The organism is candidate division WOR-3 bacterium (genome assembly GCA_039802205.1).
In the GTDB taxonomy this organism is placed as follows: Bacteria; Hydrothermota; Tepidihabitantia; order SM23-42; family JAOAFX01; genus JAOAFX01.
Window position 1 is genome coordinate 1 of sequence record JBDRWD010000040.1, and the last position, 24,662, is coordinate 24,662.

The 24,662-nt window shown below is 42.3% G+C and carries 19 protein-coding genes and 1 pseudogene; all 20 read right to left on the reverse strand.

All coding sequences use genetic code 11. From position 1 onward, the window contains the following. A partial coding sequence (locus ABIL39_08490; protein ID MEO0166160.1) for a hypothetical protein occupies nt 1-591 on the reverse strand: 591 nt, incomplete at its 3' end. Further along, a complete protein-coding gene (gene pgsW, locus ABIL39_08495; protein ID MEO0166161.1) occupies nt 584-1,624 on the reverse strand; it encodes a poly-gamma-glutamate system protein in 1,041 nt (346 codons plus the stop codon). The genes ABIL39_08490 and pgsW, both read right to left, overlap by 8 nt. Nucleotides 1,625-1,665: 41 nt before the next feature. Beyond that, nucleotides 1,666-2,115, reverse strand: coding sequence for a poly-gamma-glutamate biosynthesis protein PgsC (gene pgsC, locus ABIL39_08500; protein ID MEO0166162.1), 450 nt, complete (start codon nt 2,113-2,115; stop codon nt 1,666-1,668). Continuing rightward, a complete protein-coding gene (gene pgsB / locus ABIL39_08505; GenBank protein ID MEO0166163.1) occupies nt 2,112-3,308 on the reverse strand; it encodes a poly-gamma-glutamate synthase PgsB in 1,197 nt (398 codons plus the stop codon). The genes pgsC and pgsB overlap by 4 nt, the downstream gene beginning before the upstream one ends. A 343-nt stretch (nt 3,309-3,651) precedes the next feature. Beyond that, nucleotides 3,652-5,382 carry a T9SS type A sorting domain-containing protein gene (locus ABIL39_08510; GenBank protein MEO0166164.1) on the reverse strand — a complete coding sequence of 577 codons (1,731 nt, stop codon included), beginning with the start codon at nt 5,380-5,382 and terminating at the stop codon, nt 3,652-3,654. A gap of 70 nt (nt 5,383-5,452) precedes the next feature. Beyond that, nucleotides 5,453-8,164, reverse strand: coding sequence for a T9SS type A sorting domain-containing protein (locus tag ABIL39_08515; protein MEO0166165.1), 2,712 nt, complete (start codon nt 8,162-8,164; stop codon nt 5,453-5,455). Further along, a complete protein-coding gene (locus tag ABIL39_08520; protein ID MEO0166166.1) occupies nt 8,161-8,436 on the reverse strand; it encodes a hypothetical protein in 276 nt (91 codons plus the stop codon). The genes ABIL39_08515 and ABIL39_08520 overlap by 4 nt, the downstream gene beginning before the upstream one ends. 429 nt (nt 8,437-8,865) lie before the next feature. Next, the gene (locus ABIL39_08525; protein MEO0166167.1) at nt 8,866-9,627 is read right to left on the reverse strand and encodes an RsmE family RNA methyltransferase; all 762 of its coding nucleotides are present in this window, start codon (nt 9,625-9,627) and stop codon (nt 8,866-8,868) included. Next, nucleotides 9,578-10,678 (reverse strand): DnaJ C-terminal domain-containing protein, encoded by a 1,101-nt coding sequence (locus ABIL39_08530; GenBank protein MEO0166168.1) that lies wholly within the window; start codon nt 10,676-10,678, stop codon nt 9,578-9,580. The genes ABIL39_08525 and ABIL39_08530 overlap by 50 nt, the downstream gene beginning before the upstream one ends. A 165-nt stretch (nt 10,679-10,843) precedes the next feature. Beyond that, a pseudogene (gene dnaK, locus ABIL39_08535) lies at nt 10,844-12,643 on the reverse strand (molecular chaperone DnaK). Next, nucleotides 12,621-13,145: a nucleotide exchange factor GrpE gene (locus tag ABIL39_08540; protein ID MEO0166169.1), complete on the reverse strand. Its 525-nt coding sequence runs from the start codon at nt 13,143-13,145 to the stop codon at nt 12,621-12,623. Before ABIL39_08540 ends, dnaK begins: the two are co-directional and overlap by 23 nt. A 65-nt stretch (nt 13,146-13,210) precedes the next feature. After that, complete coding sequence (locus ABIL39_08545) at nt 13,211-13,939, reverse strand: metallophosphoesterase family protein (GenBank protein MEO0166170.1); 729 nt, start codon at nt 13,937-13,939, stop codon at nt 13,211-13,213. Continuing rightward, nucleotides 13,917-14,345, reverse strand: coding sequence for a transcription antitermination factor NusB (nusB, locus tag ABIL39_08550; GenBank protein ID MEO0166171.1), 429 nt, complete (start codon nt 14,343-14,345; stop codon nt 13,917-13,919). The genes ABIL39_08545 and nusB overlap by 23 nt, the downstream gene beginning before the upstream one ends. After that, nucleotides 14,342-14,803, reverse strand: a complete 462-nt coding sequence (ribH, locus tag ABIL39_08555; protein MEO0166172.1) for a 6,7-dimethyl-8-ribityllumazine synthase — start codon at nt 14,801-14,803, stop codon at nt 14,342-14,344. The genes nusB and ribH overlap by 4 nt, the downstream gene beginning before the upstream one ends. Before the next feature lie 12 nt (nt 14,804-14,815). Continuing rightward, nucleotides 14,816-16,033, reverse strand: a complete 1,218-nt coding sequence (locus ABIL39_08560; protein ID MEO0166173.1) for a bifunctional 3,4-dihydroxy-2-butanone-4-phosphate synthase/GTP cyclohydrolase II — start codon at nt 16,031-16,033, stop codon at nt 14,816-14,818. A gap of 44 nt (nt 16,034-16,077) precedes the next feature. Continuing rightward, the gene (locus ABIL39_08565) at nt 16,078-19,398 is read right to left on the reverse strand and encodes a C25 family cysteine peptidase (protein MEO0166174.1); all 3,321 of its coding nucleotides are present in this window, start codon (nt 19,396-19,398) and stop codon (nt 16,078-16,080) included. Nucleotides 19,399-19,809: 411 nt separating this feature from the next. Beyond that, a complete protein-coding gene (locus ABIL39_08570) occupies nt 19,810-20,190 on the reverse strand; it encodes a T9SS type A sorting domain-containing protein (protein MEO0166175.1) in 381 nt (126 codons plus the stop codon). Nucleotides 20,191-20,226: 36 nt separating this feature from the next. After that, a complete protein-coding gene (locus tag ABIL39_08575) occupies nt 20,227-21,531 on the reverse strand; it encodes a VCBS repeat-containing protein (GenBank protein ID MEO0166176.1) in 1,305 nt (434 codons plus the stop codon). 45 nt (nt 21,532-21,576) lie between these two features. After that, nucleotides 21,577-23,301, reverse strand: a complete 1,725-nt coding sequence (locus ABIL39_08580) for a T9SS type A sorting domain-containing protein (GenBank protein ID MEO0166177.1) — start codon at nt 23,299-23,301, stop codon at nt 21,577-21,579. A 500-nt stretch (nt 23,302-23,801) separates the two neighbouring features. Further along, nucleotides 23,802-24,590, reverse strand: a complete 789-nt coding sequence (locus ABIL39_08585; protein MEO0166178.1) for a hypothetical protein — start codon at nt 24,588-24,590, stop codon at nt 23,802-23,804. Between the last annotated feature and the right edge of the window lie 72 nt (nt 24,591-24,662).

Below are 24,662 nucleotides of genomic sequence, written 5' to 3' on the forward strand. Positions count from 1 at the left end.
GGTATCTGTCTTTAAATTAAAACGTGAGATTATTTTTAATTTTTTTGGCCCTTCTATTTCTAATATAACTGGTTTTTCCTGAGTCGCCTCAAAATAATTAACAATTTTCTCATTCTCAATGAGTTCAAGTTTGGCATTATAAGAAAGTGGTGTAATATCCTGCCATTTACCGGGTGATTCATTTGTAAACTTCAAAAAGACTGTATCACCTGGTGCACGCCAGTGAATAAAACGGTATGAGTGGTTTCCTTCTGGGACATTTATATAAAAAGAACGCCATTTACTCAATCTAATATTATCAATACGGGATACTTTTGAATACTCGCTCTCCAGGGTAATAAATTTTTCTTTAATGTCATCTTCCTGTAGAATTAATTTGTATAATTTTGTACCTTTTTTCTCACCCGACCAGGGAATTCTTGTATAGACCCGGAGCCAGGTTGGCCCTGAGACTTTTATCTCTAATGGTTGCTTTTTGGTCAGAACATAATAAGATTCTTCTTTTTGTGTCTGGATTTTTATTTTAACTTCATTCATTGGCGAAATGTTTACAACCTGATTCAGGACAAAAAATAAAATAATATTAATCATTTTTATGCCTCCTGATGTAATAATCAATATCAATTCTCAAGACCACAAAGATTATCAAACTGAGGATGACAAAAAAGATTGTGGAGAGAATGACCGAATAACGTTTTTCATAATATAATTTCCCTTCGCCAATTTCCGGGAGGGGTATCGGTGCAATGGGAAGTTCATAACGCCTCGTCAAGGTTCCAATGTTGTTGATATTTATCACCTTTACGCCGTTTTTAAGAAACCTGCCAGCAAGCCCTTGATGGAAAGAATATTTCAATGGGTCTAAAATTCCTGTAGGTAATTCGTATCCTGCGAGTGCAGTTGCACCGCCCCCGATATTTATAAAACAGGAAATTTTTTCTTCACCAGCAATTTCGTAATATAATCTGAATCTTTTTTCTATCGCCTCTTCAAGGTCTTTTGATTTCAATTCCATAATTTCATTTCTTTCTATTGCTGTTTCAAGGATTTTTCTACCTTCTGGGCTCAATCCTCTACCAATGTCATCAATACCTCCCAGGGAAGCAGCAACCGAACGAAATTTTAAAAGACCATTCTGAAATAAAAATTTTTCCATATCAAGATAAGTAAATTCAGGAATATTTGCACCCCACATTGAAGAACTTACAGAAGTGATGATAAGTGGTTGTAGGTTGAGCGTCTGGATAGTCGCAAGTGTTGCCAGGTTTAAAGCTGGAAATGAGCCACTGAAGGAAACGGCGATTATATCCCCCTCCTTGAGCTGACATTTTTTTAATAACTCTACAAGTGCTCCGGCGACATTGGGATTGGTAGTAGTCAATTTTGCATTAAGGTCACCCGGTTCACTTGTGATGGGAGAATGTTCAATCCCAATCAATCCCGTTTGATTAGGGTCATTCACCGGATCGATTAAAATACCCAATTTCAATCTTTGGATTTTTACTTGTTCAAAAAATGTCTGGGTCAATCGGGCACTGGCAATTTTTTCTTGGTAATGAGGGGCATAAATTTTTGTTTGATAATGAAAAACGCAATAAATAAAAAACAAAGCGATAATCGCCACTACAATGAGGATATAATTGGGGACTTTGCCACTTCGGAGTTTTAAAGAAATACCGCACCTCCAGTCAGGATTATTATAATCAATCTCACCAGCACCGCGGCAATAAGCATGGTACTCAGTGTTTCTATAACTCCTTGGCGTTGCATCCAGTAGGCAATAAGTCCAGGAACAACAAAACCGATGGTGACGATATCAAGCTTTAAGGTCTCCAGGGTTAGTGAGGGATAAATGTGCGTAAGATAACCAAGGAGATATCCGATGATAATCGCGACGATTAAAAGTCTTCGGCCATAGAGCAGGATGTAGCGGGAAAGAAAACGGAGCAGGAGATAGGTTACCAGTGCTACGATAATGGTGCTAATTACCATGTCGGGTTGATGTAGGTTGAGGGCGATATAGCCAGGAACCACGACCCCACCAGCAGCAAGTCCTATCGTCTCGGTGAGCAGTAGATTAAACATCATTCCCAATCCTACGGCGATTACAATCATATTCGGCTTTGTGGGGTAGACAGACTACCGTGCTGGACCAGATACTCAATAAGCTTTTCACCATAGCCTACGATATTGCCCAGCGCCAGGAGTACACTGTCATCTTTTATCTCCTTGGCGAGCACCTGATAAATGTATTCAAAAGAACGATTGCCTAGGTCAAAAATTTTATTTTTATCAATACCATTTTTCCGAGCATAACGACAGAAAACATGGGTCTCGCCACCGGTGACGAAGTAAGCGTTAGCGTTTATCTTCGTACCTATTAATTCTGCAAGCTGCACCGAACGGTCAATCCGGTCAGCACGGCAGTTGATGAGAAGATAAAGATTTTCCTCAGGTTTGCCAATCCTTTCGTATATCAGAAAAGAAGAATCCGGGTCATTCGCAGCCAGGGCGTTATAAAGGGTAACTTTTTTGGTTCCCAGTTGCAGATGATATTTTTTCAAAACACCATAATCCGGGATATACCGATACATCTCCTTTAAGGCTTTATCCCGAGGAATACCCAGATGGCGGCAGATGGTTAAAACGAGTGCAACATTTTCACGGTGTTCAACATAGGGAAAATTTTTTAATTCTTCAAGAGAGACTTCGTCTTCTTGACTTAAAAAGATTTCTAACCCCCGCTTCTTTGCTAGTTTTTCCAGGAGTGGATATAAATTTTTCTCCGCAGTGAAAATTTTGGCATGGGATGGAACTGCATTAATGAAGTTTTTGGCGATATCGGTCAGGGTTGGTCCCATTACATCCAGATGGTCTGCCCTTACATTCGTGATCACCACAATCTGGGGAGCGATTATTTTACTCTCTTCAATCCATTGAAGGTCTGGTCTTAGAGACATATTTTCCAGCACAAGTGCAGTTACATTTTCCCGGGCAGCTCTTCTTGTGATAGCAAGTTGTTCTCGGATATTTGCCCGGCCGGGTCGAATTACGGGCTCCTCAAATTGGTTATCAATAACCATCCTTGGTTTTGTCCCGGTGGTCTTGGTTAGGGTTTTATATCCGCCAGCTTTAAGTGCAGCACCCAGTAATCTGGTTACGGTTGATTTACCCCGTGTGCCATTAACCACGATGCGCAATGGTATGGCGCGGATATTCCGTTCGTGATTTATCCATTCCAGACGGCCCACGATGATAAAAAGAATGAGGAGAGAAAAGAGCAATAAGATGCCGTAGTCAAGATGCACGGTAAAGTTTAATCAAAAACTGAATATTGTCAATCGTCCATTTGAAGATGGACGCTAAAGTTTGGCACCGGAAATTCGCATTAGCAAACGCACTCCAGGACACGGGGCTAAAGCCTCAGCTCCAGTACGGGAGTAGAACAGGCCAGAATATAGGGCAAGGCTTTTGCCTTGCGGTTGCCTTTAGTTGCGTGAAGTATAAAATTAGCCACAATCTTCAAGGTTCTGTTACCATTCCCTTCAAAATAGACAGTGCCTTTTAGTAGACGAACCAGGAATGTTAGGTCAATAAAATCCCTCTCTGTCCCCATTTTATAAAGAGGGGATAAGGGGGATTCAGTGCTCTTTAATCCTTTAAAATCACACATTTCTTCGTTATTACCTTTTCATTAACAAATAATTTTACAAAATACACACCACCTATCAATTGCCCGGTCTCTATTTTATAGATGCCCGCAGGTTTGTAGCCATCGAATAGGATCTGCTCAATCTGCCCTAAGACATTGTAGATAACCAGTTTTACCTTTGATGGTTGTGGAACTGCATACTGGATTTTTATTCTACCATCAAATACTGGATTCTGTAGAATCTTTAAACCTGCATCCTGTATCCGGTATCCTGCATCAGTCTCAATCCCTAATGGTCTTATCTTAAAATCACCAAAATCCCAGGCAACACCCCGGGGTCTATTCTCACCGGGTCTTGGCGGTCCATAAGCCCAGATCATTATCTTGCAGGAATCAGAGATGACATCAGGGACAAGCCATTGATAAGTTGTATCATTTCCTGGAATTCCCAGGGCAATTGTATCATAGGTATTCCCATTATCTGATGAGAAGAATAAAGCGAATGAATCCGCACTCGGTGGGTCAAACTTTTCCCAGGTAATGGGATATTGCTGTCCTGGATGCAAAACCTCACCGCCATTAGGCTGGTGTAAACGCACCCCCTCAATCTCCCAGATGACAACAGCATGTAAAGTCGGAATGCCGTTTTCATACCAAGACTCAATTACCTCAGGATAGCCATTGGCATTTAAATCATAAACGTTCAACTCCACTATCTGGTGGCTGGTCCAATCGCTGCTGTAAACGCGCTGATATTGATGTATCCCGGTCGCTTTAATAATATGCCAACGGTTGCAGGTTGACCAGACAATTTCTTCTATACCATCGGCGTCAATATCACCGCAGATACTAAATGCGTGATACCAATTTGACGGTAATTGAGTTGAATCAACCGGAAAATATTCATAGATATTGTCCCCTATTGATTCATAAAGATACAGTCGGGCTTTGCTAAATAATGAATTAAGCAGAAACTCGGGTTTGTCATTGCCATCCATATCGTGAGAGGCAAATATGTCGTAGCTGCCGGGGCGAGGTAATGTATCCTCGAATATTAACTGATAGTTGTCATCACCAACGCATTCCCAAACATAAACATATCCTTCGGCATTACTACTTATAAATTCTATCTGACCGTCCTGGTCAAAATCACCATTTATAAAATATGATGCGTCAGGAATCGTATCTTGCCAGACCAGGGTATATTGATTGTCACCGGTGTTCTCATAAACACAGGTATAATGCCACCATGGAGGTTGGTAATTGTAGTGATAGCTGAAGAGAATTTCTCTTATTCCATCTTGATCAAGATCAACAATATAACCACCAGCAATGCCATTAAACCCGCTATCCGCCCACACGATGGTAGTTGGATGGGCATGGGGTGATGGCGATTCATACACATATAACGGGGAACCACCACCAAACTTACTCCCCACCATATCCACCAGGGAGTCAGTATCTAAAAAGCCGATACTATAAAGTGGAACTTTTGGACTTACTGTATCTTCTAATATGTATTTGTCATAACCGATATGCTCCCAGAATTGTAGCACTTCTGCCCCATATTTACCAAAAATGATGTTTTGTCTCCCATCCTGGTCTGTATCAAAACATTGAGCCCTCCAAGTACCGTCGGCATTCAGAAACTCCGTGACTTTGCGGAAACTAAGAGATTCACCCAGAATAACAAACCCGGCAATTAGAATCATAAGCCATGGTGTCTTCATAGTTCCCCATCCTTTTCATACTGAGAATTCTTACGGGGAGAGGAGAACTCTCCTCTCCCCGGTAATACTACTATTTTAGCTTAATCACCTTTTCAGTCATTGACTGATTACCTGATTTTAATTCCACAAAGTGGATTCCCGCAGGCAATTGCTTACCATTGTCATCAAACCCAGACCATAACAGCGAATGTGCGGAAGTGTCTGATTTATTCCGAATCTTGTTGAAGGTCTTTACCACACGCCCGGTTGCATCATAAACTTTTAAAGAAATCTTTTGATTATTATCTGTAATCTGTAATTTAATGGATGTCTCTTGTGAAAACGGATTCGGGAATGCAACCAATTGATTATGTGGTGAATATTTGCTATCTCTTAAGGATTGCGGACCACCACCACCTTTCTCATCGACCTTCCGATAAACCTTGATTCCCGCAAGCGCGACACCGGTACTATTGGGATTCTTTATTGAAAAGGTAATCCGATGCGCATCACGATACAGGTCATTAGGAATTAACACCTCAAAATCATAAGATTCATTCGGTTTTATTGTCAGGGTATGTTTTTTGACACCATTAATCCAGAGTTCATAGGTTCGGTTACTATTGCCTTCAAAGTAGGCAGTGCCTTTAACCTTGTGGAAAGGAAAAGCAGGGTCAAGAAGACAGAGGTCATATATCAACTCGCTATTTGCATAATCAACCGAACAATTGCTGTAATTAATTATCCCGTCACGCTGTCTGCAGAATGCTGAGGGCGTGTTTTTACCTGTTTCTACTATGTATAACGGTGATTCACTGCCGGGCGGTGCATCACCAAACTGCTGATGGACACAGACAATCTGATAGGGTGTTGCATCACCTTTAGTGAAGATGGTATAGAGGTCCCAGGGATACCAGTCTCTCTGTAAATAACTATGGCAGAAGTATTCGTTTTCAGATGCCTGACTGACCCAGCCATAGCCGTAGGTCTCACTGCGGTAACGGATGTCAAATTGGTCAATCGGTGCTTCACACCAGACCGAGAAATCAACAGCTGCATTAACCGGATAGGCACAAACAGCATATGGCTGGCTGTAACCTCCTCCATCTTCCCACCTATTATTAGGAATATCTTTCTCCCGTCGCCAGATTTCATAATCACCGTCATAATGCCACACTACTGCAAGATAATTACCATGATCATCAAGATGAGGATATGTTGAAGGGGCATCGTCCTGCCGGGAAATATTTTCTATATCCTGCCAGTTGCCGTCAGTCCGCCACCGATAGAAAATATCCTCAGGTCTATCAGGTGCAAGTTTCTTGCTCCAGACAACATGAGGGTCACCATTGCCATCAATCGTTATTGCCACATTACTGCCATACAGCGTGCCATCATCTGCCTGGTCAATAATATAAGGTTCAGGCGGTTCGGTCGCAGTCGCATTAAACTGATAGAATAAAACTGCACTGACATAATCCTCACCACCTACCCAGTTCATTACGGAAAAGGCAACAAAGACATCGCCACCATAGGTCGCAACTGCCGGAGGTCCAGGTTCAAGACCCACAGAAGGGAGAATCGTAAATCCCTGCCATTCACCGCTGAGGTCCCGATAACGATACTTGACCTGATTTTCGTTATCAATGAACACCACACAGGGATTACTGGCAAAAAATCCGGGAACCAATCCTACCGATGGGTACCGCCCATATTCTTTTTGCTGGCTCTGAGGGTCTTCAAGAATATGATACGGTGACCAGGTTTCACCACCATCATTAGAGAACGAGTAATGGACTCTTCCTTGGGATTGATAGACAAGGTGCAGAGTGCCACTGAATATATCCCTGACCAGATGATTGGCAGAGTTAAACGCAGTCGCCTCTGGGGTATCAGAAAGCAAGAGGTCGTCGTTTGCCATATACGCAAGGTCTTGATTATTGCCATAGCCGATATGGAAAATCAGGTGTTTTGCAATATTCCCTTTCACAATACAACAGTGCGGTTTACAGGCTGGGGGCTCAACGGGACTAATATCCTCAAGTATAAATGGACTTTCCCAGTCAAAACCTACCCCGGGTGAGTAATTGCCATAACATCCATAAACATAGTTCGCATCACCACAGACTGCGAAGAGCCTATTTGTCCCCGCGATTAGAAAATCAGAACCTTCTATTTCATTTACACCTAAAGTCCCCGTATCCCAGTGCTCTCCACCATCTGTTGAGGCAAAGCATCTAATGTGACCTGTGTTAGGACCTCTTAGTGTATCTTCACAGATTGCATAGATATACCCCTGCTGATCAAGTGCAATGTGCGGATAGTAAAAGATTTGATTCCAGGGGTCAACAAGGATACAGGTTGTGTACCAGCCCTGGGCAGAAGGTGTTGCGTAAAATATGTAGCCGATCTCCCATGCTAAACTCACTTCATTGCTTACAAAAACGACATGGGGTTTATTATTGAAAGTTGTTATATCCGGACAGCATTCAGGATAAGGACCACCCGCATCAATTATATCAAATGGACTCCACGAATTACCATGATCGCCGGAGGCAGTGTAAACAATATATGAGCCCTGACGAAAAACCAAACGGATAGAGTCGTTATCCGCAGTGATTGAAGGTTCGGGTAAGTTATAAATTGCATCGGCAACTTCGTAATATCCTTCCCAGGTTACGCCATCATTGGTTGAACGACAGAACTTCAGAGTATGGGGAATTTCTAATTTCGTGGTGTAAACCACATAGAGATAATTGTCAATGCCGGCGATACTGAGGTTTCTTTTGGCATCGGGTATCATATCGCCAGCCTCAGAAATTGCGACCTCGCTTGACCAGGTGAACCCAACATTGGTTGATTTTTATAATAAACCCGGTAGTTACCTTCACGATTATCACTCCAGATGGCATGGATAGCATCATTTTTGACGACCATCTCAGGGAATTTTGGCTGCTGCAGTGTTGCGGCAATAGACATTTTACACCTCCACCCATCGGGTGGATAGGACTGGGCATTGAGAATGATTATTGTGCCCAGTAATAAAATGGTGCTTAAAGTTAACTTAAATTTCATTTTTTTCCTCCATTATATTCAGCCCGGAGGCTGAAAGGACACCAAAACTAAATTTGTGCGATAAATCGCACCGCTACAATATCGCAAACCTGAAGGTTTGCCCTGCGATTATTTCAATCCTATAGAAAAGACCCTACGCAACCAGAAGGTTGCGGCTACATCCTATGAAAAAGACCATGCGCAGGCTGAAGCCTGCGGCCACCAGAAATTTTTATCGGCACTATATTTTTCTGCTCCGGTGCCACTGGTTGAGCGCAAAACTAAAGCCTTGCCCTATATGGGGGGATTTTTGGCACGCAAGGGTGATGCCTCTCACTTCTTAGATTTATTTAGTGGTCAAGGTTGCTTAATAATTTAAAGTTAGATGTAGGACAAACCTTTTTACTTTCTTCAGTTACTAACCGCCCAGGGTTCTCATATTTTTGGGTTTTATTGATTGTAATAGTTGTAGATATTTACAATGCCTGCTAGGGCGGCAGTTTCACTTCGCAAACGATTGGGACTGAAAGAAATAAAACGGGCATTATAGGAAGAATAAGTTTTTTGTTCTTCAGGTGAAAAACCACCCTCTGGCCCAATCAATAAGAGAATATTTTGCAAACCAGGTTGGAGTTTATCTTTTCCGGTTCTGTCACCCACAACAATCAAATCATATTTGTTAAATTCCTTTTGAATATCATCAACAAATGATACTTCAGGCATATAATATTGCTGTGATTGTAACATCGCGGCCAAAGCAATTTTTTTGAAATGTTCAAGCCGGGGTTGGGTCAGGTTTTTCACCACTGAATACTGGGTAAGGAAAAAGATAAACCCACTTACCCCGAGTTCGGTGCCTTTTTCGATGATGAAATCGGTACGGCCACCTTTGAGTGGTGCAATACCTAGATAGAGTTTTAACGGATTTTGTCTCGGTATCAGTTCTTCCTCGAGAATCTTTATAACCATCGCATTTTGCAAAATCTGTTCAATCACCGTGTGGTATCTTTTGCCTTTGCCATCCGTAAAATAGATCGTATCCCCCGGTCTTTTCCGCAGCACATTCTTTATATGATGGAATTCTGGACCCGTAAGCAAAATCTGGGCGTTTTGAATTTGTTCTTCTTTTACAAAAAAGAGATTGTGCATTTGGGTATGCATATTAAATGCGTTTTTTGATAACTGGTTCGCCTTCATATTTTTTAAGTTCATCAATCAATTTTGTGAAATTACGGTCATAGGTTGCCAAAGGTTTTAGGCCTATTTCCACATACAGGTCACCCGTGCCCCCATTGATTTTGGGCATTCCCTTACCTCTTATCTTTATTATCTCCGGCGCACCACAACCCTTAGGGATTTTTACTACTTCCCTTGTTCCATTAAGTCCGGGGATTTCTACAGTGCCGCCACTGATAAGGGTGGAATAGGGAACCGCCACCTGGATGAAAAGGTCATCACCTCGCCTCTCATAATATTCATGGGGTTTTTCTTCAAACTCCACGATGATATTGCCTTTACCACCAGGACCGTAATGTCCTTCACCACGGAGCACAATGTATTGACCATTGCTCACACCCTTGGGAATTCTTATCTCCACGGTTCTTTGCACTTTAATCCGGCCTGTTCCGCTACACTTGGCACAAGGGGTTTTTACTAATTCGCCACTACCATGACATTTAGGACAGGTGGAGACGCTGGTAAATGTGCCAAAGAAACTGCGGGTTGTGGTTCTTATCTGACCCCGGCCGCCGCACTGAGAACATGGTGCAAAATCATAACCTCCTTTCCCAGCACATGCAGAACAGTATTCATACCGATTTACCTTAAACTGCTTTTTAGCTGAATTAGCAATATCCTCCAGCGATACCCTTAACACAACTTTTATATCACCGCCCCGTTGCTGTGCGGTGCGTGTCCGGGTAGTGGTGCCGAAGAAATCGCCGAATATGGAACTACCGAAGAGATTACCGAGGATATCTTCCAGGTCATCAAAATGGGTAAAATCGTCCCAGGTGAAACCACCACCCCGGAAGGTCTGTGAGACACCTTCGTGTCCGTAATTATCATAGAGCTGACGCTTCTGGGGGTCCATTAAAACTTCGTAGGCTTCGGAGATTTCTTTAAACTTCTCCTCAGCCTCTTTTTTGTTGTTGGGGTTCATGTCCGGATGCCACTTCTTTGCTAGTTCCCGATATGCTTTCTTTATTTCTTCGGGAGTAGCATTCCGTGGGACCCCAAGAATTTCGTAATAATCTTTTTTCATACCGGGATTGACCTCTGATTAACCAATTTGCGGAAATGGAAGCGCTAAATTTTACTTATTTCCTTCGTCGTCAACAACCCGGTAATCGGCACCCCCAGCCGCTCCTTCTTCTGGTTTTGGACCAGGTGGCGGTTCAGATGGTCCAGCAGACTGTGCCCGCGTTGCTGCTTCTCGATAAACTGCTTCTGATAGTTTGTAGACTGCCTGTTGCAGGTCATCTATCGCCTGATTTATCGCATTGATATCGTTTCCATCTTTCTTCTGCTTGAGTATCTCTAATTTCTTGCCGATTTCACTTCTTTCTTCGAAGGAGATCTTTTCTCCGTATTCCTTCAGGGTTTTTTCCACGCTATAGATCACATTGTCTGCCTTATTTCTTGCTTCAATCAATTCTCGTTGACGCCTGTCTTCCGCTGCATGTTCTTCGGCTTCTTTTACCATTCTTTCAATCTCTTCTTTCGTCAATCCGCTCGAGGCTGTGATTTTAATCTTTTGTTCTTTTCCCGTACCAAGGTCTTTAGCCGAGACATGGAGAATACCGTCCGCATCAATATCAAATGTCACCTCAATCTGGGGGATACCCCGCGGTGCAGGCGGGATGCCATAGAGGTCAAACTTACCCAGGGTTCGGTTCTGGTGGGCCATGGGTCTTTCGCCTTGGAGGACATGGACCGTGACCGCTGTCTGGTTATCTTCGGCAGTGGTAAATATTTGGGATTTTTTAGTCGGAATGGTAGTATTGCGTGGGATGATAGGCGTCATCACACCACCGAGGGTTTCAATTCCTAAGGTCAATGGTGTTACATCGAGTAAGAGAATGTCCTTTTTCTCTCCTGCCAGGACTGCCCCTTGAATTGCCGCGCCGATAGCAACGACTTCATCCGGATTGATACCTTTATGAGGTTCTTTGCCAAAGAAATCTCGCACCACCTGCTGAATACGAGGCATTCTCGTTTGCCCTCCCACCAGCACGACCTCATTGATATCCTGGACAGTAAGATTGGCATCCAAGAGTGCTTGTTTTATCGGTGGTATGGAACGTTGAATCAGGTCTTCCACAAGGCTTTCAAGTTTAGCCCTGGTCAATTTCATCTCCAGATGCAATGGAGTGCGGTCTTTGTCCGAGGCGATAAAAGGAAGACTGATTGTCGTCTCCATTACCGTGGAGAGTTCACATTTGGCTTTTTCCGCAGCCTCCTTGAGCCGTTGGAGGGCAGTCACATCTTTGCGTAAATCAATACCATGTTCACGCATAAATTCTTCAGCAATATAATTCATTATCCGCTCGTCAATATCATCGCCACCCAGGTGGGTATCGCCATTGGTAGAAAGAACTTCGAATACCCCTTCACCGATCTCCAAAATTGAAATATCAAATGTTCCACCGCCAAAATCGTAAACTGCAATCTTTTCATGTTTCTTTTTGTCCAGACCGTAAGCAAGGGATGAGGCCGTTGGTTCATTTATTATACGGAGAACTTCAAGCCCGGCGATTGTACCCGCATCTTTTGTCGCCTGGCGCTGCGAATCGTTGAAATATGCCGGAACCGTAATCACCGCCTTGGTCACTTTTTCGCCAAGATATGCTTCGGCCGCTTGTTTAAGATACTGGAGAATCATCGCTGAGATTTCGGGCGGTGAATATCTTTTGCCCATCACTTCAACCCAGGCATCGCCGTTGGTGTGTTCCACGACCTTATAGGGAACACGGGCAATCTCCTGAGGAACCTCGCTGTAACGGCGACCCATAAACCTTTTTATTGAATAAATGGTATTCTGGGGATTGGTAATTGCCTGGCGCTTGGCAAGTGGCCCAATGAGTCTTTCGCCCGTCTTGGTAAAAGCTACTACCGAAGGTGTGGTTCTGCCACCTTCGGGGTTAGGGATGACAACGGGTTGCCCCCCTTCTAAAACAGCAACACATGAATTGGTAGTTCCCAAATCAATCCCGATTATTTTCGACATTTTCCTGACCTCCTTTTTCTTCAGGTTTTGAAACCAAAACTTTTGCCGGTTTGATTACCCGGTCACCAACTTTGTAACCTTTACTAATCTCTTCCACAATAGTATTTTCCGGATGATCATTACTCATCACAACACCCACCGCCTCATGGAGCGTCGGGTCGAATATTTCACCTAATCCGGAATACTCAACCAGTCCCATTGATTTTAAAACATCGCGCAACTGACGTTCAATGATCTCAATCCCCTTGAAGAAACTTTCAAAATTCGGATTCAATTCTGCACCAGCCAGTGCCCGGTCGAAATTGTCCAATACCGGTAGAATCTTAGTGAGGAATTCTACTTTTGCGAATTTTTTGAACTCCGCGAACTCGTTCTCCATCCGTTTTCGATAATTATCCCATTCCGCAAGCGCACGCAGATAGTCCTCCCGAAGTTCTTTCAGTTGCGCTTCTTTTTTCTCCAATTCTTCCTTCATCAAACTCACCGGTCCTTTTTTTGCCATGGTTAAATTCTCCTCATTGTCAAAATTTAGACAAATCCGATTTATGGAAGTTTATCATTAAATTTTTATCGTCCAACCAGGAGACGTTCCGAGAGAATTTCGGGTAAACCTGCTGCGATTATTTTCTGACCCGCGAGGGGGATATTATACTCAATCCGGACAAACTCAATCGTATTTTTATTCCCATCATAAATCACATAACTCGCCCGCGGGTCAAGATCCCGAGGCTGACCAACACTCCCCACATTGATAATATAACGCCTTCTTTTGATAATGGGAAATGGGTTTTCCTGGAGGAAATCGGTATAACCATTATCGTCTTGAAATACAACACCGGCAACATGCGAATGCCCCACAAAACATATCTGTTCCGTGAAGAAATTGAATTGGTTTTCAAATTCCTCAAGGTTGAAAAGATAATTCCATTCCTCAGGATGTTCAGGAGTGGAATGAACAAGGAGGAGATTGTCAATTTTATAAGTCAGGGGCAATTCTTGGAGTTTTTTGTAATATTCGGGTTTGATATGTTCTTTAGTCCACTTTATTGCCTGGGCTGCAACCTTGTTAAAATTTGCCGTATCAGTTTTGTCGATGGTCGCCCAGTCGTGGTTACCCGCAACAATCGCATCCGCCTCCTGAAAACAGATTTCCGCGCATTCATTGGGATTTGCGCCGTAGCCGACAATATCACCCAGACAGAAGATATTCTTTATCCTTCTTTTTTTGATATCCTTTATGACCGCCTGGATTGCTTCTAAATTGGCGTGGATATCACTTATTATTGCGGCTTTCATTTTTGGTTATATTGAGATTGCGAGCTACTGCATCCAGAATACCGTTGACAAACTTGTTTGATTCATCAGCACCAAATTTTTTTGCCAGTTCGATCGCTTCGTTTATGGAAACTTCAACCGGTATATCAGCAAAGTATAGAAATTCGCAAATCCCCATCCGCAGGATCAGTTTATCAATCGTTCCAATCCGGTCAAATTCCCAGTTTTGCAAGACCTTTTTTATGTGGCTATCGATCTGGTCTTTATTCTCAAGCGTCAACATTGTTAATGCCGTGGCAAATTTCTTTACTCCTGCCTGATATTTTTTTTTATTGAGAACCTCATCGATAACTTGCTTTCCGTCCCGGCCGCTTTCATAGGCATAGAGGATTTTCAGGGCAAGTTCCCGGGCAAGACGGCGACTCATTTGATTTCGGCATAAAGATTGACCATTTCCAGACCGGTTAATGCCGCATCCCAGCCTTTATTACCCATTTTTGTTCCAGCACGCTCAATCGCTTGGTCTGTGGTATCTGCAGTGATTATTCCGTAGATAACCGGTGGTCCCGGTTCAAGATTTAATTGTGCGATCCCCTTGGTCACTTCACTGGCAATGTAATCGAAGTGGGGGGTATCGCCCCGGATAACCGCCCCCAGACAAATGATACAATCAAATTTTTTGCTTTTTAGTTGTCTCACCAATCCGGGAATTTCAAAACTTCCCGGAACCCAATAAATATGAATATCCTCCTCATTTACATTGTGCCGCAACAGGCAATCGATTGCCCCTTCCAATAGTTTCTTCGAGATAAACTCATTGAAGCGCGACACGACGAGAGCAAATTTCTTATCGGTGCCTATTAATTTCCCCTTAGTTTCTTTCATAAATTGCCTCCTTTAGTCAGGGATACTATTAACCAATGTCTCGGGTATCAGATGACCCAATTTTTTCCGCTTGGTCCTTAAATAATTGATGTTACACCGATTAGGGGCAAGAATGGGAATTTGTTCCACAACCTTTAATCCATAACCTTCCAGCCCCACAATTTTTTTGGGATTGTTGGTGAGGAGTTTGACTGTGGAAAGTCCTAAATCCACCAGAATCTGGGCACCGATACCATAATCTCTCAAGTCAGGTGGGAATCCTAATTTAAGATTTGCTTCCACTGTATCAAACCCTTTATCCTGTAAGGAATAAGCTTTCAATTTATTCACCAGCCCAATGCCCCGCCCTTCCTGGCGCATATAAAGGAAAACCCCCAGGCGGTTTTGGGCGATCATTCGGAGTGCCTTTTCCATCTGGTCACCGCAATCACATCTCAAGGAATGGAAGACATCACCCGTGAGGCACTGGGAATGGACTCTTACCAGGACATTCTTTTTCCCAACAACATCTCCCATCACTAAAGCGATATGATGTTCTTTGGTTAATTTGTCTTCATAAAGAATTAAACGGAATTCTCCATAGCGGGTCGGTAATTTTGTTTCCAGAATTCTTTCAACAAGTTTTTCTCTTCTCCGGCGGTATTCAATGAGGTCTTTAATAGTGATAATCTTGAGATTAAATTTTTGGGCGATTTTCTTTAATTTGGGTAATTTCGCCATTCGGCCATCACTATCCATTATCTCACATAAAACCCCTGATGGGTAGAGCCCGGCGAGGCGTGCCAGATCCACACTTGCTTCAGTATGACCAGCCCTTCGCAATACCCCACCCTCCATAGCCCTTAAGGGAAAGATATGACCGGGACGGGCAAAATCCTCAGGTTTGGCTTTTTTGTTGACCAATGCCTTTATCGTTTTGGCACGGTCAAAAGCCGATATTCCGGTCGTGGTTCCAATTTTATAATCCACGCTCACTGCAAAAGGGGTTTGAAATTTGGCAGTATTATCTTCAACCATTATGGGAATATTCAATTCCTCAAGCCGGTGTGCGGGCAATGCAACACAGATCAAGCCCCGACCGTGCTGCGCCATGAAATTCACAATTTGTGGGGTGATTTTCTCTGCCGCCGCAATAAAATCACCTTCATTTTCACGATTCTCATCATCTACAACAATAACTACCTTACCTTTTTTGATATCTTTAATCGCCTCGTCAATAGTGTTGAACATATTATATTTTATAAAAAATTCCCAAAAAGTCAACTACAATTTTGCTACCGGAGCAGCACAGCTTTTAACACCCGGGGATGTTTACTGGCGTTTACTACCACAAAAAAGATACCTGCAGGCACCCGCCTTCCTATACCATCTCGACCGTCCCAGATTATTTTTTGGTTAGTTAATACGCCCGGGAACGATCTTACAAGTCTTCCGGCAACATCGTATATCGCAAGGTTGAAGGTATCAACCTCGTGGGAATTATGATATCTAAAAATACAATGCTCGCGGAAAGGATTGGGATATAACTCAATTCCACCCGCGACCACGCCTTCGGCATTTTCTTTTTCGCTAACTGTATTTGATGGTTCGATATTAAAATAACGCATAATTGAATCCGCCAAAATGCGTTTGGTTGAAGGGGGTAGACTGTCAACCAAACCCCCAAATTCCAGGGAGAGACCAATTGTTCGGTGCTGGGCGGCAACACCACAGACATAATTGTTATAACGATTTTTAAATATTGCTACCCCGCCACTATCCGGGCTTATACGGTCAATGGAACTGGCTTCGCCCGTATAATTAAAGCTCATCAGACGGGTGAAAGTGCTTTCGCAACCGGAGACACCGGTAAAATAGCCGATGTTGTTGGCAATGGAGATGATACAGAAATACGGACGGAAGTCAAAACCTCCATGAGAAGGATCGTAATACCATACTTCACCGCCCTCAAGATACATCTTATTCCCATCATTTAAAAAATCAAGGATTTCGGGGATGACCGGGCTATTGTGAGGAATCACATAATTATTGGGCGACATACCGCAGGTGACGAAAAGGGATTTGTATATATTTAGATAACCGGCAGGAAAGGCGCGGCTGTACTGGCCGTTATAGCGGAGATTCGTCAATTGGAGATGGATGAGAAAACCGCTCGTGTGGTTAGGGTCCGGATCCCAGACAAGATAATCATATCTTCCACAATGGACCGTCACCATGATTGAATCATGGTAGAAAATGCCGTTGAGGTAGAGTTTTAAATGTGCGGGATGGGCTGGACTGGGATTTGCCTGGGCTGTGATAATAAAGGGCGAAGAGTGAAGTCCCACAATACTCTCGGGCAGGATATTCTGGTAATTACAGGAATCACTGATTACCAAGAGCGTGGTGTCCAATGAGACCAACCGACCTACGACGTTGTGTGCAATTGCTGAGCCGGCATTTTTTATCAGGATTCTTAGCGGAGCGGTTTCCCCAGGAAGGATGTATTTGAGTGTATCATTAAAGAAATAGTCATAATAGTTGAGTTTCGGGGCGTAATTTACCAAACTGAAATTATAAATCCAGGTAGAGTCGAGGGAATCAGTGATTCTAATTTGAAGTCTTAACTGGTGCTGGTCTGGGCAGAGCGTATCAACGAGCAGATTAAATCCATCTTCGCCCGTACTGAGAGATTCTTGGGGCATTATTGTTCCAAAATATTTGAAGGTATCAACAAGGAGAAAATAAGAATCAGGGATTTCTTTACACAAACTCACTGTGACATTTTCCGCCATTGAATCGCCAATATTTTTGAGCCAGACACCGAGTTCCACATTTTCTCCAGGGTTTATTTTGCGATCATTATTGCCGCCGGCAGAGTCATTTATGAAGTAGGATTGAAGGGTTAAATAAGGTCTCGGACTGTATACCAGAAACCCGAAACGATAAGTCCATATTTGACCATGGGCATCGGTCAGGGTCAATTTTAATCTAATACGGTGGCTATCCGGACAATCGGGATGGATGGTAATGTCAAAACCATTTTCTGATGTGAAAGCCGAATCATAGGCTGGTATATCACCAAATGTTTTTATCGTATCAGCGATTTGATAAAAGTTATCGGATTCGTCTTTCTGGATTATCCCCTGGACGCCATACGCAACCGAATCGCCTATATTCATCAGCCATACTGCCAGTTCAATATTTTCACCATTATTGGGTAGATAATTGCCATTACCGCCTATGGTATCCAAGATTAGATGTTTGTAGTAAATGATTAATGGACCATTGCTGTGGCCACCCACGATGGTATCCACAAAGGGGAGGAGATTTTTTCCTGTTACGGTCAGTAATCCTGAATCAGGCTGCTGGAGCGTCCCATAAAAATTGGCGCAGCCATTGCGGTCGGTCCATCGGTAGTAATATTTTGTCGAGTCACGAAATGCCATAATGCACACCAAAGCACTCTCAACGGGTTGCTGATCTAATTTCACCACGACCGAGTACGAATCGGTAAACCAGAAGCCCGGGTGGAGAATTTGCCCTGGACATGGTGTAGTGGTCCAAAGGTTCAATTCCGGGTCGCCCAGGCATGTCCAACTATCATACTCAAGGGAGTTGCCAAAAAGTTGGTAATAATTTAGTCTTCCGGCTTCAGCGGCCCGGCCCAGAGTGATATAACGGGAAGCAAAGATTGCTTGGATTGTCCCCTGGGCAAGGGCACTGCGCATTGGGGCGGCATTGTCCAACATGGTGGTGGTGCCAAAAAATCCTACGGTTCCTTTGGGCTGTTCCGGTGTTCCGGCATTGAGCCAGGAATAACCGATTATTTCCACCGTTGCACAGGTCGCTGAAATAACCACCGGTAGTTTGAATCCGTTATTCATATCTGCGATATTTATATCTGAAAAGGGCACATCCCAGGTTCCTCCACCGATACCCCGGTAGAGAAAATAGGATCGTCCTTCATTTAGTGTATTTATCACATCGATGCTGGAATTATTAAAACTTTCCGCCAGAGAATCAATATGTATAAATCCAGCCACGCGCATAAGTTGATGGGTAAAACGAGCATCTGCCCAGTAAACCGAGTCGGCATAAGGTGGAGAGTTGTCTTCGTTCACAATCGTCGTTCCTTTTCTGTACCATGAAGTGTCGCCCTGATAAGGATTTCTCTCATAACCTAAGATTTTTGCCACAATGGTTTTTACCTCGCTGGAATCAAAAACCCAGAGTCGGCCTGGAATTATCTCGTTACGAAAATCTCCGGTCACATTCGTATAATAATTGTCTGAATAATATACTCCATATCCTGTTTGACCCATCCGGGGAAAAGGCAACTGGTATTTGTTGCCGACAAGAAGCAGATACTCGGGTTTCATCTCCCAGTTGTTGTAGGCGTTTATGATATAATTTTTTATCTGGGTGGAATCGTTCCCAATCTCTGATAGTTTTACAATTTTCGCTTTATAACCTTTCTGGGTTTTCCAGGCCGCAAGGGGTTTTAGCGCGTTGTAGTAATTGTCATGGGTGATGATTAAATACCGGGCACCGTCCGTTTGGGCGAGTAAAAATGAAGAAGATAATAAAAATAAAACAAATCTGCCTAATTTCACTTTGTATTATATATTCCCAAAAAAGAATTGTCAAGACTAATTTAAAAAGTTTTCAAGTCATGGTGTCCACCTGAAAGGATGTTTTATTCCCGATTAGTTCTCGCCGGTTTATGCACCAGGCTAAAGTCTACACTATATGGGGATTCTCGGATTGCAAGACTGAAACCTTTCCTTATGGTTGCACCTCCAGATCAATCTAACTAAACACCACAAAATCTGCATAGAAAACGCCGAAAGATTTTTCGTAAAATCAGCAATGACAAAATGCCGATGGTTATATTTGAGAGTGAATGAGATAAAATATATTCAATCTTGCGTAAAATTGTAAACATTCAATTTTTTTCAAACTTCCCAGTTGCAAAATTTTTATAAAATATTTTGTTTATTTTGTGGGAGCGGAAATTGTTCCATTCATTTTATTATTATCGTCTTTTTCGTTAACACTTTATTATCAACAAACAATTTTACAAAATACACACCACTTGGCAAGGGTTTTGGGGTTGCTATTTCATAGATGCCAGCAGGTTTGTATTCATCAACAAGGCTCTGCTCAATCTGCCCTAAGACATTGTAGATAGCAAGTTTCACCTTTGATGGTTCTGGAACTGCATACTGGATTTTTAATCTCCCACTAAACACCGGATTTTCTAATATTTTTAAACCTGCATCCTGTATCCGGTATCCTGCATCATTTTCAATGCCCAGTGGTCTTATCTTAAAATCACCAAAATCCCAGGCAACACCCCGGGGTCTGTTCTCACCAGGTCTTGGCGGTCCATAAGCCCAGATCATTATCTTGCAGGAATCAGAGATGACATCAGGGACAAGTCATTGATAAGTTGTATCATTACCGGGAATTCCCATTGCAATCGTGTCATAGGTATTCCCATTATCTGATGAAAAGAATAATGCAAAAGAATCCGCACCAGGTGGGTCAAACTTCTGCCAGATGATTTGATAATCTTCTCCAGGGTGGAGGATATAGCCATAATTTGGCTGTAAAATCTTTACCCCCTGAATCTCCCAGATGGTGGTACCATATTGCGGTGGCATACTATTTTGATACCAAGATTCAATAACCTCCTGGTAACCATTCCCGTTCAAGTCGTAAACTGCTATTAATGTGCTGGAACGGGAAGTCCAAATACTACTGTATATTTTCTGATATTGATGGATGCCGATTGCCTTGTAGATATGCCATTGATTAAAAGTTGACCAGATGATTTCATATTGACCATCTCCATCAATATCACCGCATTCACTTTCATGCCAGGCTATGTCAAATGGTAAGTTTGTCAACGAATCAATTAAAAATCTTACATAATTATTATCACTGACTGCTTCATAAAGATAAAGCCAGGCATCAAAATATAAGTAACTAACGCATGGTAATAAAAATTCTGGTTTTCCATTTCCATCCATATCATGACCGTGTGCAGAAAAAATGTAATTGGATTGGCTCAAAGTATCAACATACACTAACTGGTAACTGTCATTTCCAAAACACTCCCAAACATGAAGTCTGTCAGGTATGATAAACTCCGTTTTGCCGTCCAAGTCAAAATCATTATGGACACAATAAGCAAGTGAACGTATTGTGTCCTGCCAAACTGGTGCGTATTGGTTATCCGCTATATTTTCATAAACGCATGTGTACCATCCTAGTGGGTCCATGGATGTATAGCCGAAAAGAATTTCTTTTAACCCATCTTGGTCAAGGTCAGTAATATATACTCCATATATATTCATAAATCCACTGTCCTGCCAAACAATATTCGTTGGGTTGGAATAATAAGTTGGTGATTCGTAAACGTAAAGTGGATAAGGATATATACTTTCCAAACTGCCAGTCATATCCACAAGTGAATCATTATCTAAATATCCAATATCATATATCCATGATAATTTAGCAGTAGTTTCAAGAAAATAATAATCATAGGGAGAATACTCCCAAATGTACACACAACTATCACCAGAGTACAGTAAATTTTGGTAGCCATCATGGTCTGTATCAAATGCCAATGCTTTTTCAATACCTCCATCAGGTAATTCAGCAACTTTTCGAAAGCTTATTCCATTACTATAACCTATTATAAGAATGAACAGAATGAAAAATTGTGTTGATTGCATCATCGTCCTTTCGGGGAAGGAGGTGTACTCCTTCCCCGAAACCATTTTTTACCTAACCATAATCATTTTATTTATCTTGGAACTACCGTATGCGCTGAGTTGTACGAAATAAATCCCATTAGCTAGTTGCTTGTTAGAATCATCAGTACCATCCCATAATACAGAAACCACAGAGTTAGAAATGTTGCACCGGATGTCTTGGAATGTTTTCACCACCCGCCCAGCAACATCATAGATTCTTAAAGAAATTTGAGAATTTGATTCAGGAGTTATAAATTGTATCAAGATTTTCTCTCTAAATGGATTTGGCGCAATAACCAGATTTGCTCTATTGCCTGATTGACTGCTGCTTAATGACTGAGGACCACCATAATTGGCATCAGCGATGCGATAGACTGCAAGGTCGGATAGATAGACACCGCTTGATTGAGGATTCTTGAGCGCAAGAGTCATCTTGCATGTATTCTGATATAATTCCTTAGGGATAGGAATAATGAACTCGTGGGGCTCATTAGCCTTAACCACAAAGGTTCTCTTTTTCTCATTATTTATCCAGAGTTCCTGGGTTTTATTACCTGTGCCTTCAAAATAGATTTTCCCCTTAATCAGATGTAAAGGAAATGTCGGGTCAAGGAGTGAAAGATTATAGGTTATTTGATTGGTTCCATAATCAACTGAGCAGGTATTATACTTGATTACGCCATCACGATGAATGCAGAATGCAGAAGCAGTATCTAAGCCGGTTTCTACAGTATACAGTGCTGATAAAGTTCCGGGTGGGCTACCACCAAATTGTTGATGGACAGAAACAATCTGATAGGGAATTGAATTGCCTTTTGTGAAGACTGTATACAAATCCCAGGGATAATAATCCCTCTGTAATTGACTATGACAGAAGGATTCTTTTTCAGGTGCCTGAGATACCCAGCCAAAGCCATAGGTATCACTGCGATAGCGGATGTCGTAATCAGTTGCTGGTTGGTTTTCGCACCAGACTGAAAAATCATGAGCAGCATTAACAGGAAATTCAGAACAGAAACTTGATGATTGACTGTATGAGGGGTCTACACTTGACCATCTTCCAGACGATATTTGTTTCTTCCTTCGCAATATTTCGTTTGGAGTGCCTGAAACTTCATCATACCAGACCACTGAAAGCCAATTGCCATAGCAATCAATATGTGGTGATTTATCAGCATAGTTCGGAGATTGATTAGAAACCAAAACAATCGGCTGCCAGGTACTCCCATTCCGCCAGCGATAATAAATATTTTCATTTCCCGAAACAATTTTACTCCAGGCACAATGCGGGTTGCCATTGCCATCAACGACAATTGAAGCACGGCTATCAGTAAGAGCACCGGCAGTTGCCTGGTCTAATATTACCGGGTTTCCAGGGTTCGTAGCATTATAAGCAAACTGATAAAAATAAACCGCACTGATGAACTGGTATTGGGGGCTACCCATTAAATTGTTCACCGAAAACACAACATATACTTGGTCGCCTTGCGTATAGATTGATGGTGGACCGGGTTCAAGACCAGTCTGCGAATAAGATAGAATCGAAAATCCACGCCACTCACCACCAAGGTCGTCAAAATAGCGATATTCAACATTCTTTTCATCGTCAATGTAAACGATACAGGGTTGTTGGGCGGTGAGCATACCCGGGTGCAGACCAACTGTAGGATAATAGCCAGAATCTTTCTTGACTGGAGAGACGTGGATATTCTCAATGATATGATAAGGTGCCCAGGTTTGGCCGTTATCCATTGACCAGGTATAATGGGGTCTGCCCTGTGAGAAATAGACAAGATGGAGTCTGTTTGAGAGCGGGTCCCGGACCAAATGCCTACCATTGTTGAAAGCGGTTGCACGATTGTCATCAGAAAGCAAGAGGTCGTCGTTGGCAGTGAAGCCAATATCGTAATTATCTTCAACAGGATAACGGTGGAAAATTAAACACCGTCCAATCTCAGCTTTTGCAACAGCGGTATGTGTTTCAAATTGATTATTGGGGAGATTTGTTCCCGCAGTAATTTTGATCGGATTTTCCCAGTTTATGACACCTTCATTGATATATCCCTCGCAGATGAATATATCCTTTAAAGAGGTGTTAACATTAAAAAAGGATACCCAAAATCTATTAGAAGCGGTTACTAAAAAATCGCTTCCTGCTGCATTCTAAACAGGGCAAGTTGAAGTAACCCAAGAATTTCCGTCGTTTGATGAGTAGCGAATTTTGATTTGCTTATTGTTTCCCGATTCAAATTTTATGTACAAGTTACTCCTTCTAATGCGATACAAGCGCGAAGGATAGACAGTGGGTCTCCATCAATCTGAGAGACTTGCCATTGATTATTGTCAAATTTTGCGTAATAAAGCGTGCTAGGACCCCAACCACCTCCGAACACACAGCGTGGGTGGTTGTTTCTTAAAGCAATACTTGGCGACATAAATGGTACATTTGGTGTTTGTATTGGGATTGTTGATATACACCAAGAGGTTCCAGATAGACCGGAAGCGCCGTAGCACACATCCCAACCTGTTGTGAAAATAATTCTTATTGAATCATTCGATACAACAATATCGTTTTCAGTACGCCAAGGAGATGCACCATAAATAGTCAGTAATTCGCTCCAAGATGTTCCACCATTAGTAGATTTAATAAATTTCAAAAAGTATCGCTCACCATAATTATCTTTTACAGTATATAATACGTAAACTTCTTCTCCCAACGCAGTAATCTTGTTGCAGTTGGCTTCAGCAACAACGTTTTCCTCAGGCAAAGAAAGCGAAATAGATTCTGTCCAATTGAATCCAAAATCTTCAGATTTTTTGTAGTATAAACAAAATCGCGATCGTGTGGGATCATTCCAATTATCGCAATAGATCACATGTATTGTATTTTGAACCGCACAAATATCTGCGGATTTTTGGTCACCATTTCTACTTGTAATATCTATTTCCACCCGCCACCCATCGGGTGGATAGGACTGGGCATTGAGAATGATTATTGTGCCCAGTAAGAAAATGGTGCTTAAAGTTAACTTAAATTTCATTTTTTTCCTCCATTATATTCAGCCCGGAGGCTGAAAGGACACCAAAACTAAATTTGTGCGATAAATCGCACC